Genomic DNA, 14,751 nt, shown 5'->3' with positions numbered 1-14,751 from the left:
GTCAGATGACCAATACGATTTCCTCCACAACGGCAGCGACCAGCACTCAAACAAGCTCCGCAAGCTCGGAGGCAAGTAGCGTGATTAGCTCGGATTTTGAAACCTTTCTGACCATGTTGACAGTACAGATGCAAAATCAGGATCCGCTAAATCCGATTGAGTCGACAGATTATGCCGTGCAATTGGCTACATTCTCCGAAGTTGAACAGGCCGTTATGACGAATGATTTGCTTGAAAAGCTATCTTCCCAATTGGGGTTGATGGGGTTTTCACAATTGTCCGGATGGGTTGGTAAAGAGGCACGAAGTGAGAGCGCCACTTACTTTGATGGTTCATCACCCGTAACCCTTTCAGGTGATTTCGCCAGTGCCGCCAATAGAGCGGTTCTGGTGGTGCGTGATATTGATGGTCGTGTGGTTCAGGAGGTGACAATCAGCCCGGACAATGAAACATTCGAATGGACAGGAGTGGATGATCAAGGGGCGTCGATTGCTGCCGGCCTCTATAATTTCGAGATCGAAAATTACTACGATACAGATCATCTCTCGACAACAACGGTCGAAAGTTACTCCAAGATCATCGAAGCGCGCGCTGACGATGGAGATGTAGTTCTTGTTCTCGAAGGGGGAAACGAGATCGCCTCATCTGATGTGACGGCACTGCGTGATTTCGAGTAAATCGAGCAACCCTGGATTTCCCGCAACAGGCTTCGGCGTTACAGCCATTCAGAATCGGATGAATTCAAATTGCCGGAAATTCTCCACACTATATGCACATGGGAGTTTCCACTGTCCGCCCTACGAGCAAAAACATATCGCTCAAACGAGATGATAAGCTTGTCACATCAGACACAGATTGCATGCACACCATTCAAGCGATGCTGAACACTGAAAGTGCTTGTCATATTAGAAGAAAGTGGTGAGCCGTGCAGGATTCGAACCTGCGACCCACTGATTAAAAGTCAGTTGCTCTACCAACTGAGCTAACGGCCCACTCTCGCAGCCCCGAGAGGCTGTGCGGCGGGGTTTACTGTTGTGGGTCAGGACCGTCAAGCGGAAAACTGAGAATTTCTTGGAAAAGGTGACAACAAGGTTTATATGCCCGCTCATGCAACAAGAAACACTCCCTTCGAACCTACCCTTTCTGAAAATGCACGGGCTAGGCAATGACTTCGTGATTATCGACTCACGGGGGCGGGAAGCTATTGTGACGCCGGAGTTGGCAAAAGCCATCGGGGATCGCCATCGTGGAGTCGGGTTTGACCAGCTGGCCGAGATCCGCACATCAAGTAGCGCCGACATTGATCTTGATTTCTGGAACTCGGACGGGTCGCGCGCGGGGGCCTGTGGCAATGCCACACGCTGCGTCGGGCAGCTGATGCTTGACGAAACCGGCAAGGACGAGGTGACGATCCGCACCGAACGCGGCATTTTGATTGCGCGGCGGGCGGGGGATGAGGTCTCCGTCAACATGGGCCACCCGCAACGCATGTGGGACGAGGTGCCGCTGTCCCATCCTGTCGATACGGATTTCCTGCCACTTGAAGGCGAACCTGTCGCGGTCGGCATGGGCAACCCCCATGCGGTGTTTTTTGTCGACGACATTGAAAAGGTTGATGTCCCGAATTGGGGCAAGAAAGTCGAATATGATCCACTGTTTCCGCAGCGCACCAATGTCGAATTCGCCGAGGTCCGCGCACGCGACGAAATCCGGATGCGGGTTTGGGAGCGCGGCACGGGAATCACGCTGGCTTGCGGCTCGGGCGCCTGTGCCACGGCTGTGGCTGCCTCTGTGCGTGGCCTGACAGATAAGAAGGTGCGGATGGAAGTAGATGGCGGCTGGCTCACACTCGACTGGCGCGATGATGGGGTCTGGATGACCGGACCCACACAACTCGTCTTCAAGGCAGAGTTCGACACATCCTTTCTGGAGCGCATCTGATGGGGGCCAACCCGCCGATTTTCGCGACGCTCGGCTGTCGCCTCAACGCTTATGAAACCGAAGCGATGAAAGAACTGGCCGAAGCAAACGGTGTGGAGAACGCCGTGGTGGTGAACACCTGCGCTGTGACGGCAGAGGCCGTGCGCAAGGCGCGACAGGAGATTCGCAAACTCAGACGGGAAAACCCCGAAGCAAAGATCATTGTTACAGGCTGCGCCGCACAGACCGAACCGGAGACCTTTTCCACAATGGGCGAGGTCGATCTGGTGATCGGCAACAGTGAAAAGATGCAGCCCGAAACATGGCAGAACATGGGGCCGGACTTCATCGGCCAGACCGAGCGTGTTCAGGTCAATGACATCATGTCTGTGACAGAAACCGCAGGGCATCTGATTGACGGATTCGGACGGCATCGGGCCTATGTGCAGGTGCAAAACGGCTGTGACCACCGCTGCACCTTCTGCATTATTCCATATGGCCGGGGTAATTCCCGCTCTGTGCCTGCGGGCGTGGTGGTCGACCAGATCAAGCGACTGGTGGACAAGGGCTTCAACGAGGTCGTGCTGACCGGCGTGGACCTGACAAGCTGGGGCGCTGATTTGCCGGCAACCCCGCGCTTGGGCGATCTGGTAATGCGAATCCTGAAACTGGTGCCGGACCTGCCGCGGCTCAGGATTTCGTCGATTGATTCCATCGAAGCCGATGAAATGCTGATGCAGGCCATCGCGACGGAACCGCGCCTCATGCCGCATCTGCATCTGTCGCTACAACATGGCGATGACCTGATCCTGAAACGTATGGCGCGGCGTCATCTGCGTGATGATGCGATCAAGTTCTGCGAAGACACGCGCAAACTGCGGCCTGAAATGACCTTTGGTGCGGATATCATCGCGGGTTTTCCCACGGAAACAGAGGCCCAGTTTGAAAACTCGCTCAAGCTGGTGACGGACTGCGACCTCACATGGCTGCACGTCTTCCCCTATTCCAAACGCGAAGGCACCCCCGCCGCAAAAATTCCGCGTCAGGTGAATGGCAAGGTGATCCGCGACCGCGCCGCGCGGTTGCGGGCAGCGGGAGAAGCGCAGGTCCAGAAGCATCTCAAGGCGCAAGTCGGGCGCGAGCATATGATTCTGGTCGAAAACCCGCATATGGGCCGGACAGAGCAATTTACCGAAGTGAGTTTCGACACGCCGCAGCCCGAGGGCGCTTTGCTGAAAGCCACGATTACAGGCATCAAAGGCACGCGGCTTACAGTATGAGACCAATCCTCTATTCCTTCCGGCGGTGCCCCTATGCGATGCGGGCACGGCTGGCGATTGCTTCAGCCGGTCTTCAGGTCGAACTGCGCGAAGTTGTCTTGCGGGACAAACCGCGCGCCATGCTGGAGGCCTCCCCGAAGGGCACTGTCCCTGTGTTGATCACAGAGACCGGTGTGATCGAGGAAAGTCGCGACATTATGGATTGGGCCCTTGCGCAGAATGACCCCGAAGGATTGCGCCGGATGCCCGACACGGGAGAGGATTGGATCGCCCAGATCGAAGGCCCGTTCAAAACCGCACTTGACCGCTATAAATATGAAACGCGCTATCAGGACGTCGAGCCGACCGCAGAGCGCGATAAGGCCGCACAGATTTTGCAACAGGCCGAACCCCGGCTTCGCACAACCCCTTGGCTGTTCGGAGACACCCCGACATTGGCCGATCTGGCAACGATCACCTTTGTGCGGCAATATGCAATGGTAGATCATGCGTGGTTTGCGGCACAGGACTGGGTCGGCGTGAATGGCTGGCTTGAGCGTTTCCTGACCTCGGACCGCTTTGCACAAATCATGCATAAGTATCCCAAATGGGAGCCCACCGCAGAGCCTCTCGTCTTCTCCGGAAAAGCAAACTGACAGGGCAAAACAAACCCGCGATATACCTTGGTCGGGGAAACGACTGACGCGTTTGCGTCGAGATGTCGGAAGGTATAGGTAATTTTCAAATATACCTTATATGTCCCAAAGAGACCACACCGCGACACATCGCGCATGTTCACAATTCATTGAAAGCTAGACGTGAGCGCCTCCTCTCGCTAAAACCGCGTGCGAAGAGCTGCAGTAAAATGCGGCTTCTTACATATTAGGCCGGGGAGGACCGGCTGAGAAAATTGGAGAATTGCAGTGTCCCACGTAGATGAACACGAAGGCACCCGACGCGATTTCTTGTACTACGCCACTGGTGGCGCTGGTGCAGTTGCCGCCGGTGCAGCAGTCTGGCCGCTGGTCAACCAGATGAACCCCTCCGCAGACGTTCAGGCGCTGAGTTCGATCCGCGTTGATATCAGCGGTGTAGAAACCGGCACACAACTGACCGTGAAGTGGCGTGGCAAGCCGGTGTTTATCCGTCGCCGCACCCAAGAGGAAATCGACGCCGCACGCGCCGTCACGATGGACGAGCTGGTCGATCCGGTTGCTCGCAACGACAACAAGGACGCGACCCTTGACGCCGATGACCAGAACCGGACCCTCGACGAAGCTGGCGAATGGCTGGTGATGATGGGCGTTTGCACCCACCTCGGCTGTGTGCCTCTGGGCGACGGTGCCGGTGACTTCGGTGGCTGGTTCTGCCCGTGCCACGGTTCGCACTACGACACGTCTGGCCGCATCCGCAAAGGACCGGCTCCTGAGAACCTTCCGGTTCCAGTCGCTGCATTCGACGGCGACACAGAAATTGTTCTGGGCTAAGGGAGGAACTTATGTCTGGTATTCCGCACGATCATTATGAACCGAAGACGACCTTTACAAAAGGTGTCGAAAAGCGGCTTCCGATCATCGGCCTGATTTACGGCACGCTGATGATTCCTACACCGAAAAACCTGAACTGGATGTGGATCTGGGGCATCGTTCTGGCCTTCTGCCTCGGGCTTCAAATTGTCACCGGCATTGTTCTGGTGATGCATTACACGCCGCATGTCGATCTGGCCTTTGCCTCTGTCGAACACATCATGCGTGACGTGAACGGCGGGCATATGCTGCGCTACCTGCATGCCAACGGCGCGTCGCTGTTCTTCCTGGCTGTATATCTGCACATTTTCCGCGGCCTCTACTACGGCTCCTATAAAGCCCCGCGCGAAATCACATGGATCATCGGCATGATCATCTACCTTTTGATGATGGCCACGGGTTTCATGGGCTACGTTCTGCCTTGGGGGCAAATGTCCTTCTGGGGTGCAACCGTGATTACCGGTCTCTTCGGCGCCATTCCGTTTATCGGCGAGCCGATCCAGACATGGCTTCTGGGCGGACCGGCGGTGGACAACGCCACGCTGAACCGCTTCTTCTCGCTGCACTACCTGCTGCCCTTCGTGATTGCCGCTCTTGTGATCGTCCACATCTGGGCCTTCCACAACACGGGCAACAACAACCCGACAGGTGTTGAAGTGCGCCGCACGTCGAAAGAAGAAGCCAAGAAAGACACCCTGCCCTTCTGGCCCTATTTCGTGATCAAGGACCTCTTCGCCCTCGGCGTTGTGCTGGTTGTCTTCTTCGCCGTCGTCGGCTTTATGCCGAACTACCTCGGCCACCCCGACAACTACCTAGAAGCCAACCCGCTTTCGACCCCTGCGCATATTGTGCCGGAATGGTACTTCCTGCCGTTCTACGCAATCCTGCGGGCCTTCACCGCTGATGTCTGGGCCGTGCAAGTCGTGTCCTTCCTGACCGGTGGCATCGTCGATGCGAAGTTCTTTGGTGTGCTGGCTATGTTCGGCGCAATTATCGCTATGGCTCTCGTGCCGTGGCTCGACACTTCGTCGGTGCGCTCGGGCAAATACCGTCCGATGTTCAAATGGTGGTTCTGGCTTCTGGCCTTGGACTTCGTCGTATTGATGTGGGTTGGCGCCATGCCGACCGATGGCATCTACCCGTATATCTCGCTGATCGGCGCGACCTATTGGTTCGCCTACTTCTTCGTGATCCTCCCGCTTCTGGGCGTGATCGAGAAACCGGCCCCGCTTCCGGCTTCAATCGAAGAAGATTTCGCGTCCCACTACCCGGACGCGGCAGAGTGAGAAAGGAAACAGGGACAATGATCAAACAACTTACCCTCTCCGCCCTCACCGCACTGGGTCTTTCTGCCACAGCCGCTCTGGCTGCTGGCGAAGGCGGGCATATCCATGACGTGGACTTCTCTTTCGAGGGCCCGTTCGGCAAATACGACCAGATGCAGTTGCAACGCGGCTTGCAAATCTACACCGAGGTCTGCTCCTCCTGCCACGGCATGAAATTCGTGCCCATCAGAACACTGGCCGACGAAGGTGGCCCTGCGCTGCCTGAAGAGCAGGTGCGTGCTTACGCGTCACAGCTTTTCGTGGCAGACGAAGCCTCCAACATGCACCTTTTCGACTATGACGAGGGTGCAGCCCGTCCGCTGACATCAAACGATCACTTTCCGGCCAACAATTCCCAAAACGCGCCGGACCTTTCGTTGATGGCCAAAGCGCGTGCAGGTTTTCACGGTCCGGCAGGCACAGGTATCAACCAGTTCCTGAAAGGCATTGGTGGTCCCGAATATATCGTCGCAATTCTGACCGGTTACACCGGTGAGGAGAAAGTCGAAGCGGGCACCACCTATTACGAAAACACCGCCTTTTCGACGGGCTGGATCGCAATGGCCCCCCCGCTCTACGGAGAAGATGTCGAGTTTGCCGACGGTCACTCCAACGAACTGCATCATGAAGCCGAGGATATTGCGGCGTTCCTGATGTGGGCCGCTGAGCCGAAAATGATGGCGCGGAAGAAGGCCGGATTTGTGGCTGTCACCTTCCTCGTGCTGCTGACCTCGCTTTTGTATCTCACGAACAAAAAGCTCTGGGCACCGCACAAAGGCAAAAAGACCACGCTCTGACGCCTGCCACCAGACACACATAGAAAGCGCCCCAATTTGGGGCGCTTTTTTCATGTTCCAATGTAGCTTTTAAGCCCTTGCGGCGGGTTGGCTTTCATCTCACCCCAGTCGCGCGGAAGCTGACACTGACCATCCTCAATCCAGATCACCAGATCAGCAAACCGATCCACATCTGCAATGTCATGGGTAACCATCAACATCGTCGCGCCAAGCCGCTCACTAACCTCTTTGGCCAAACCGATCATCTCACCGCGCATGGCGGGCCCTAGGGCCGAGAACGGCTCGTCCAGCAGGATGATAGGCTTCTCCTGCACAAGCACCCGCGCAAGCGCGACACGGCTTTGTTGCCCGCCGGACAGTTCTGCCGGACGCCGCCCCTCCAAACCGGACAAACCAACCGCAGCCAGTGCGTCCGTGACGCGGGCTTTCTCCGCTTCGGTTAGGCGCAGATTTGGCCTTATCCCCAAGCCGACATTTTCAGCCGCCGACATATGAGCGAAAAGATTGTTGTCCTGAAACAGATGCGCAATCGGACGCTCATGTGGCAACGCTTGCGTCAGGTCCGCCCCGCCCCAAAACATGCGACCTGCGTCAGGGGTTTCAAACCCGCCGATCACGGACAGCAACGTGGACTTACCCGCGCCAGACGGCCCGATCACCGCAACGCGCGCACCCGCAGGAATCACACAATCCGCAGATAGTGTGAAATCCCCCTGAGTGAGGCGGATGGATTGCAATTCAAGCACGATGCTTCCCCCAACGATCAAAGATATAAAACAGGCCCAAACTCAGCCCCAGAAGCAGCAACGCCGCTCCCATCGCCTGATCCATGCGATAGGCCCCCATGAGACGGTAGATTTGCAAAGGCAGTGTCGCGGCTTCAGGTCTGGCGAAAAGCGCGATCACCCCCAAGTCACCCATAGAGAGGGCAGCCGCCAATCCGGCAGAGAACCCCATCGCAACGCGCAAACGCGGCAGAAGGATGAGACGCAGCCGGTTCAGCCCCGTCACGCCAAGACTATCCGCCAAACGCCCGTAATCCCGCTCAGCACCCGCCAGCGCCGGCCCCAATGCGCGCAGGATAAACGGCATCGACATTACTGCATTGACCAGGGCCGTTATCGGCAGCGCCCAATCCGCAGGATCGGTCAAGGCAAAGAGCACGATGTAAAGCCCTGTGCCCATCACCAGAGGAGACGCGGCAATAGACGACATGCCGATGATCTCCAGCCCACGCCACCGCATCGCAGACAGCGCCAGAGCGAGCGAAAGGAGAATCGCCAATGCAGCAGAACCCATGGCCGTCGCAATGGATCGGAGCGCCGCCCCCCAGATCGGGGCGGGCAGATCGGTCATCCCCGCCGCACCACGCAACGCAATGGCCAGAAGCGGCATCAGGAGGAACAGACTGACAGCGACAATCCAGAACAGATCAACCGCTCTCGTCCGAAGGGTCATGGCATCAAACCTCTGCACCACCCTGTTGAGACCGCCCGCGCCCATCTGTGGCACTCTGAATTTAAGCGAGGCAGCCACAGCCAGCGCACAGATCACCACCTGAACAAGCGCGAGAAGCGATGCTTTTCCGAGATTGAAATCGTAGCGGAAGGCCTCGTAGATCGCGAGTTCGACTGTCGTCGCCTTCGGCCCTCCACCAAAAGTCAATGCGACGGCGAAAGATGTTGTGCAAATCAGGAAGATAACGGTGAAGGCGCCGGGGACAATCTCTTTGAGCATCGGTCGCTCAATATGGCGAAAGACTTCCGACGGTCCGAAATGCAGGGAAGATGCGAGACGAAACCGCTCTGCGGGGATCGCCCCCCACCCCTGAAGGAGCAGTCGCGTTGCCAATGGCAGGTTGTAGAACACATGCGCCAAAATCACACCGTGGAAACCATAGATAGAAATAGGCTCCAATCCGGCCCAAAGCAGAAGTTTCGAGACGAAACCGGACTGGCCGAATACAGCCGTCAAACCGAGGATTGCAACAATCGTCGGCAGGATAAACGGTGCACCCAGCAAGGTGATCAACACACCCCGCCCTGGAAAACTCCGGCGCGCCAAGGCACGGGCGGCGGGGATGGCGAACGCGACCGAGAGAAACGCCGAGAGCAGCGCCTGCACCACGGTAAACCGCACCGCCATCCAGTCGAACTCCGAGAGCGCAGAGAAACTCTCCGCGCGCAGCGCAACCGCAACCAGTGTCCCGAAACTCAAAGCAGCGACCAGAGCCGCCGCAATGAGACCGGGCCAGAGTGCTATCGGGAAAATGCGGCGCGCCATTCGGCAATCGCTTCATCACGCAAGGCCGCAGCCTCATCTTCTCCCAAAAGGATAGCTTTTTCCGGATAATTCAACCGGGAAAACGCGTCAGGCCATTGTTCCTTCGGCAAGGCCGCAGGATAGGACCAGTTGGCGGTGGGGATGATCTCCTGAAACGCGGGGGAGAGAACGAAATTCATAAAGGCATCCGCCAGTTCCGGCTGATCCGTGCCCGCAAGCTTCGCGGTCAGCTCGACCGACATATAATGCCCTTCATCGAACAAGGCCGCCGACTTGGTCTCGTCCTCTTCCGCGATGATATGATAAGCAGGCGAGACGGTATAGGAGAGCACCATATCCACCTGACCGTCAGTGAACATGCCATAGGCTTCGGACCAGCCCTTGGTCACGGTGGTCACTTTAGGGGCGAGTTTGGCCCATGCCTCTTCCACATCATCGCCAAAGACCTCATGCCCCCACAACACAAGCGTCAGACCGGAGCTTGATGTGCGCGGGTCCTGAATGGCAATTTTCCAGTCTTCTTCCGAATTCACCAATTCCTCGAAAGACGTCGGCGGATTGGTGATTTTCGTATTGTCATAGACGAAAGCCGCAAAAGACCAATCAAATGGCAGGAATGTCTCGTCGGTCCACTCAATCGGCATGGTCAATGGCGACAGGTCAACGCCATGCGGCGCAAAAAGCCCCGTCTCGCGCGCCTGTTTCATCGCATCCACATTGATACCAATGGCGACATCGGCCTTCGTGCGCGCCCCTTCAAGACGCAGACGCGGCAGGACATCTCCGGTCACATATTCAAGTTCGCAATCACATTGCGCCTCGAACGCTGCCTTGATCGCAGGACCGGGGCCCCATTCGGAAGCAAAGTAATCAGGCGCATAGACAGTAAGCGTTTCTGCCGAAGCAGAGGTCGCAGCCAGCATGGCTGCTAGGGTTAGACCATATTTCATGGCTCGCTCCATACAATATGGGCGAAGAAAAAGGGCAGCGGTAAAGTGCTGATACCTTCCCTCCGCCGGTGTTAGCCGGTTCAGGTTCAACGGGTTCGCAGTGTGCATCTCAGCCGTGTCAGACACGGGCACCCCGAGGTGAGGGTGAAGCTAGGGTGCATTTGACAGAAGTGCAAGCCCTACGCGCTTTGTGCCTGTGGCGGGAAATGACCGACGCGAAGACGTGATGTGTCTCATCATGGACGCCCTTCGGGCTTTCCCCTATTCTTCGAAGGGTTTGATATAAGTGAGGACGTCATGCAGGTTTCTGGTCTTTTTTATTGTCTCGGTTTTTTAACTGTGTCCGCGCCTGCTTTGGCGGGAAGTCTGCCGACGGGCTTTAACACACAGGTTCTCTGTGACACTGCCTTTGGCCGTGTCGGATTTGCACAGAATGCGGCGATCCTTGATCTGGGTGGACGTGTTCTGATTTTGGAAGAGGCTGTCTCTGCCTCCGGCGCCCGCTATATCAACGAGGCGGAGGAAGCCGAATTCTGGGCCAAAGGCGATGAAGCGCGTTTGACGTGGGGGGAGGCGGATATGAACTGCACCCTGCAAACATCCGCTCACCCGTGGGTGGCGCATGGCAATGAACCCGGATGGCGGATCTCTGTTGAAGAGGGACGGTTTCGCGCCGAATTGGACTATGGCGAAACGGTGATCGAGGGCGACCTGCCGCCCGCAAAGGTTGCCGTGCATGGGCTGACCTATGACATGGAGAACTTCGGCCTCACGGTCCGTGCAGAAATCTGCCAAGACGACATGAGTGGCCAGACCTACCCCGAAAGCGCTGTCCTCAGTCTGGGCGAGACCACACTGCGCGGCTGCGCCGGTGCGCCCGCCGATTTACTATCCGGCCCTGAATGGCAGATCGAAGAGGTTACCGGAGCCGAGGTCATAGATGCCACTCCTGCCACCCTCGCCTTTCAGGACATGCAGGTGTCCGGATCCACAGGCTGCAACCGTTTTACGGGCGGCTTCGAACTGACCGGCGAAGGGCTGGGCTTCGGCCCATTGGCTGTAACGAGAATGATGTGTCCGGAAGCCCAGATGCAACAAGAGGCTCGTGTTCTGGACGCTCTGTCAAACGTAGACCGCTTTGACATTGACGAAACGGGCGCGCTGATCCTTTACGGTGCTGATCAACCATTGATAATCGCCCGCCGCTAAGGCCCCGCGTGAGAACCGGCGGCACCGAATTGGTGACGCTCTAAAGCAAAACGCCGCCCTGAACAGAGCGGCGTTTCATAATTTCTGGCAGGATAAGAGCCTTATTCCGCCTCGTCTGGCAGGATACGCACGCCGCCCTTGTCTGCCGAAGAAGCAAACATCGCATAGGCCTTGAGCGCGGTGGACACGGCCCGCGGACGCGGTTTCGCGGGTTTCCACGGCAGCGGACCTTTGGCCTCACGACGCGCAGCCAGTGTGGCATCGTCAACCTTGAGCTGGATCGAGCGGTTCGGAATGTCGATCTCGATCACATCGCCGCTCTCGACCAACCCGATCAGACCACCCTCGGCGGCTTCGGGAGAGGCGTGTCCGATGGAAAGACCAGAGGTCCCGCCAGAGAACCGTCCGTCGGTCAAAAGCGCACATTTCTTGCCGAGGCCTTTGGATTTCAGATAGGAGGTCGGGTAAAGCATTTCCTGCATCCCCGGACCGCCTTGCGGGCCTTCGTAGCGAATGATGACAATCTCGCCCGCTTTGACTTTGCGAGTCAGGATGCCTTCAACAGCGTCGTCCTGTGATTCAAACACATGCGCGGTGCCGGTGAATTTCAGGATGCTGTCATCCACACCCGCCGTTTTCACGATACAGCCACGCTCGGCAATATTGCCGAACAGGACAGCCAGCCCGCCGTCTTTCGAGAAGGCGTGTTCCACGGAACGGATCACGCCGTTTTCGCGGTCGGTATCAAGTTCCTTATAGCGGTTCTCGGTGGAGAATGCCTGTGTCGTGCGCACGCCACCGGGTGCCGCTTTGAACAGCGTCTCGGCCTCGGGGTTGTTGGCAACCTTGATGTCCCACTTGGCAATCGCAGCCGCCAGGCTTTCCGAATGCACTGTGCGGGCATCCCCATGGAGCAAGCCACCGCGCAGCATCTCGCCCAGAATGGAGAAGATACCACCTGCGCGGTGCACGTCTTCCATATGGACGTTCGGAATGTTGGGTGCGACCTTACACAGGCAGGGCACTTTACGGGAGAGGCGGTCAATGTCCTGCATGGTGAAATCGACCTTACCCTCATGCGCTATTGCCAAGAGGTGCAGAACCGTGTTCGTGGAGCCGCCCATCGCAATGTCCAAAGACATGGCGTTTTCGAAGGCTTCGAATGTCGCAATCTCGCGCGGCAAGAAACCCTTTTCCTCGCCCTCATAGTGGCGTTTGGTAATCTCGACGATCTTGCGACCGGCTTCGAGGAACAGGTTTTTGCGGTCCGCGTGGGTTGCAAGCGTCGAACCGTTCCCCGGCAGTGCGAGACCCAGCGCTTCGGCCAGACAGTTCATCGAGTTGGCGGTAAACATACCGGAGCACGACCCGCAAGTCGGGCAGGCATTCTCTTCGATTTGCTGGACCTGCGCATCGGTGAAATCGTCATTCGCCGCAGCAACCATTGCGTCCACGAGATCGACCTTTGTCATATCAAGGTCGGCAATATCGATTTTGCCCGCTTCCATCGGACCACCGGAGACGAAGATCACAGGGATGTTCAGGCGCATCGCGGCCATCATCATACCCGGCGTGATCTTGTCACAGTTGGAAATACAGACCATCGCATCCGCGCAATGGGCGTTGACCATATATTCCACGCTATCCGCGATGACTTCGCGCGACGGCAGGGAGTAGAGCATCCCGTCATGCCCCATGGCGATGCCATCATCGACGGCAATGGTGTTGAATTCCTTCGCCACACCGCCGGATTTCTCAATCTCGCGGGCAACCATCTGGCCGAGATCCTTGAGATGGACGTGGCCGGGCACGAATTGCGTGAAGGAGTTCACGACCGCGATAATCGGCTTACCAAAGTCTCCATCGGTCATGCCGGTTGCGCGCCAAAGTCCGCGGGCACCGGCCATATTCCTGCCATGGGTCGAGCGGCGGGATCTGTAATGTGGCATGGTGTTGGCTTTCGTTATGTGTACGTCGTTTATCCGCCTTAACGGACGGGGTTGTCGTTGCATAAGGCTTTCGTCGCGACATTTCCAGTCACGAACGCCTGTGCGCAGATGAATAAAGTTGCTGGAATCGACTCGAATGCAGACAGTTTGCGGCCTGAGCGTCTCAGATCGGCTTTTTCTTGCGCTTCAACGTATCACCGATTTCGAGCGAAGGCTCCAATGTGATGATCTCGCCGCCGGCGGGCCCGTCACTTTCGACTCGCTTGGCGATAATTTCCGCCGCAGCACGCCCGATTTCAAGACGACAAGCATCCATCGTCGCCAGCTTGCGCGGCAAACCGTCGAGAAACTCGATCCCGTTGAACCCTGCAAGCCCGATGTCTCCTGGCACATCAATTCCGTTATCGAGACAATACATCAGGCCGCCAGCCCCGATCATATCATTGGAATAATAAAGAAAATCCAAAGGCTCATCGACGTTTCTCTTGAGAATGGCCTCGGTCATCTCGCGCCCTTTCTTGAGCGCGGAGCCACCGGAATAGAATTCGCTGTCGGTGATCTCTAGGCCGGATTTGGCGAGAACTTCGGTGAAGCCCTCGAACCGTTTGCGGGCACGATGGTCGAGCGGCATTTTCGTGCCCAAAAACCCGATCCGCTTGTAACCTGCGTCAATGATCGCCTGCGCCATTTTCCGGCCTGCGCGTCGATGGGAAATGCCGACTGCGGAATCGATCGCTTCGCCATCAGTATCCATGATTTCGACAATCGGAATACCCGCGGCACCCATCATGGCTTTTGCCGCTTCGGTATGTTCCAACCCTGCGATGATCACACCGGAGGGGCGCCATGAGAGCATCTGATACAAAACCGTTTCTTCGCGCTCCGGTTTGTAATTCGTGATGCCCACAACCGCCTGAAGCTCTGTGCCCTCAAGCACGTCATTGATTCCGGTCATCACTTCGGGAAAGACCATGTTCGACATGGACGGGATAATCACGGCCACAAGGTTCACCCGACTGGACGCAAGTGCGCCCGCGATCTTGTTCGGCACATACCCGAGTTCGCGGGCCGCTTCCAAAACTTTCGCGCGAGTGGCTTCGGAAACATCACCGCGATTTCTGAGGACGCGACTGACGGTCATCTCGGAAACGCCGGAGGCTTCGGACACATCGCGGAGGGTAAGCGGCCTTTTGGGAGGTGTATTTCCTGAACCTTGCGACATGACCTGACCCTCCAGCCTGTTTATAACATCTACAGTTTACATCAAAAAACGGGCTTGTCCATCTGGGGCGCACAAAAACCGTTAACGCTAACATATTGCGGCGGTTGCCACTCTCATCAACGCGAACTGTTCTGTGGGAATGGTGGGCCGTGCGGGACTCGAACCTGCTGCCTCCAAATTAGGAATTTGGCGCTCTATCCAGATGAGCTAACGGCCCTGAAACCTGTTATCTTTTCAGGGAAGAACAAAGCGATGTCAACGGTCACAACCGGTCACGTTTCAACACGCACACAGTCAGGATCGCAAAAGAA

The 14,751-nt window shown here is 56.9% G+C and carries 13 protein-coding genes, 2 tRNA genes and 1 riboswitch; of the genes, 8 read left to right on the top strand and 7 right to left on the bottom strand.

Annotation, left to right across the window (positions count from 1 at the left end):
• Nucleotides 1–5: 5 nt before the first annotated feature.
• The gene (locus KO492_RS08610) at nucleotides 6–677 is read left to right on the top strand and encodes a flagellar hook capping FlgD N-terminal domain-containing protein (protein WP_216044572.1); all 672 of its coding nucleotides are present in this window, start codon (nucleotides 6–8) and stop codon (nucleotides 675–677) included.
• A 239-nt stretch (nucleotides 678–916) separates the two neighbouring features.
• On the opposite strand, the gene KO492_RS08605 is transcribed toward KO492_RS08610, so the two are convergent.
• A tRNA-Lys gene (locus tag KO492_RS08605) sits at nucleotides 917–992 on the bottom strand.
• 115 nt (nucleotides 993–1,107) lie between these two features.
• On the opposite strand from KO492_RS08605, the gene dapF reads away from it, so the two are divergent.
• The 6 genes from dapF (at nucleotide 1,108) to KO492_RS08575 (ending at nucleotide 6,827) form a co-directional block, all read left to right on the top strand.
• Nucleotides 1,108–1,941, top strand: coding sequence for a diaminopimelate epimerase (dapF, locus tag KO492_RS08600; RefSeq protein WP_216044571.1), 834 nt, complete (start codon nucleotides 1,108–1,110; stop codon nucleotides 1,939–1,941).
• Nucleotides 1,941–3,200, top strand: coding sequence for a tRNA (N(6)-L-threonylcarbamoyladenosine(37)-C(2))-methylthiotransferase MtaB (gene mtaB, locus KO492_RS08595; protein ID WP_216044570.1), 1,260 nt, complete (start codon nucleotides 1,941–1,943; stop codon nucleotides 3,198–3,200). The genes dapF and mtaB overlap by 1 nt, the downstream gene beginning before the upstream one ends.
• Nucleotides 3,197–3,835 (top strand): glutathione S-transferase, encoded by a 639-nt coding sequence (locus tag KO492_RS08590; RefSeq protein WP_216044569.1) that lies wholly within the window; start codon nucleotides 3,197–3,199, stop codon nucleotides 3,833–3,835. Before mtaB ends, KO492_RS08590 begins: the two co-directional genes overlap by 4 nt.
• 267 nt (nucleotides 3,836–4,102) lie before the next feature.
• Nucleotides 4,103–4,666 (top strand): ubiquinol-cytochrome c reductase iron-sulfur subunit, encoded by a 564-nt coding sequence (gene petA, locus KO492_RS08585; RefSeq protein WP_066602273.1) that lies wholly within the window; start codon nucleotides 4,103–4,105, stop codon nucleotides 4,664–4,666.
• Nucleotides 4,667–4,677: 11 nt separating this feature from the next.
• Nucleotides 4,678–5,991 (top strand): cytochrome b, encoded by a 1,314-nt coding sequence (petB, locus tag KO492_RS08580; RefSeq protein WP_216044568.1) that lies wholly within the window; start codon nucleotides 4,678–4,680, stop codon nucleotides 5,989–5,991.
• A gap of 17 nt (nucleotides 5,992–6,008) precedes the next feature.
• Complete coding sequence (locus tag KO492_RS08575) at nucleotides 6,009–6,827, top strand: cytochrome c1 (RefSeq protein ID WP_066602279.1); 819 nt, start codon at nucleotides 6,009–6,011, stop codon at nucleotides 6,825–6,827.
• A gap of 50 nt (nucleotides 6,828–6,877) precedes the next feature.
• On the opposite strand, the gene KO492_RS08570 is transcribed toward KO492_RS08575, so the two are convergent.
• Genes KO492_RS08570 through thiB form a run of 3 tightly spaced genes read right to left on the bottom strand, consistent with a single transcriptional unit; the run spans nucleotide 6,878 to nucleotide 10,060 of the window.
• Complete coding sequence (locus KO492_RS08570) at nucleotides 6,878–7,573, bottom strand: thiamine ABC transporter ATP-binding protein (protein ID WP_216044567.1); 696 nt, start codon at nucleotides 7,571–7,573, stop codon at nucleotides 6,878–6,880.
• Nucleotides 7,566–9,110, bottom strand: coding sequence for a thiamine/thiamine pyrophosphate ABC transporter permease ThiP (locus tag KO492_RS08565; protein WP_216044566.1), 1,545 nt, complete (start codon nucleotides 9,108–9,110; stop codon nucleotides 7,566–7,568). Before KO492_RS08565 ends, KO492_RS08570 begins: the two co-directional genes overlap by 8 nt.
• Nucleotides 9,086–10,060: a thiamine ABC transporter substrate binding subunit gene (thiB, locus tag KO492_RS08560; protein ID WP_216044565.1), complete on the bottom strand. Its 975-nt coding sequence runs from the start codon at nucleotides 10,058–10,060 to the stop codon at nucleotides 9,086–9,088. The genes KO492_RS08565 and thiB overlap by 25 nt, the downstream gene beginning before the upstream one ends.
• A 40-nt stretch (nucleotides 10,061–10,100) precedes the next feature.
• Nucleotides 10,101–10,206: riboswitch (TPP riboswitch) on the bottom strand.
• A gap of 193 nt (nucleotides 10,207–10,399) precedes the next feature.
• Between thiB and KO492_RS08555 the strand changes: the two genes are divergently transcribed.
• Nucleotides 10,400–11,269, top strand: a complete 870-nt coding sequence (locus tag KO492_RS08555; RefSeq protein WP_216044564.1) for an META domain-containing protein — start codon at nucleotides 10,400–10,402, stop codon at nucleotides 11,267–11,269.
• A gap of 101 nt (nucleotides 11,270–11,370) precedes the next feature.
• Here the strand turns inward: KO492_RS08555 and ilvD are convergent, their stop codons facing one another.
• The 3 genes from ilvD to KO492_RS08540 form a co-directional block, all read right to left on the bottom strand.
• The gene (gene ilvD, locus KO492_RS08550; RefSeq protein WP_216044563.1) at nucleotides 11,371–13,218 is read right to left on the bottom strand and encodes a dihydroxy-acid dehydratase; all 1,848 of its coding nucleotides are present in this window, start codon (nucleotides 13,216–13,218) and stop codon (nucleotides 11,371–11,373) included.
• Between the two features lie 163 nt (nucleotides 13,219–13,381).
• Complete coding sequence (locus tag KO492_RS08545) at nucleotides 13,382–14,440, bottom strand: LacI family DNA-binding transcriptional regulator (protein ID WP_216044562.1); 1,059 nt, start codon at nucleotides 14,438–14,440, stop codon at nucleotides 13,382–13,384.
• Between the two features lie 140 nt (nucleotides 14,441–14,580).
• Nucleotides 14,581–14,657 (bottom strand) — tRNA-Arg (locus KO492_RS08540).
• Nucleotides 14,658–14,751: the final 94 nt, after the last annotated feature.

The organism is Celeribacter halophilus, from assembly GCF_018860305.1.
GTDB classification, from domain to species: domain Bacteria; phylum Pseudomonadota; class Alphaproteobacteria; order Rhodobacterales; family Rhodobacteraceae; genus Celeribacter; species Celeribacter halophilus_A.
The sequence above is the reverse complement of the archived record's forward strand: the minus strand, read 5'-3'. Positions and strand labels throughout refer to the sequence as shown.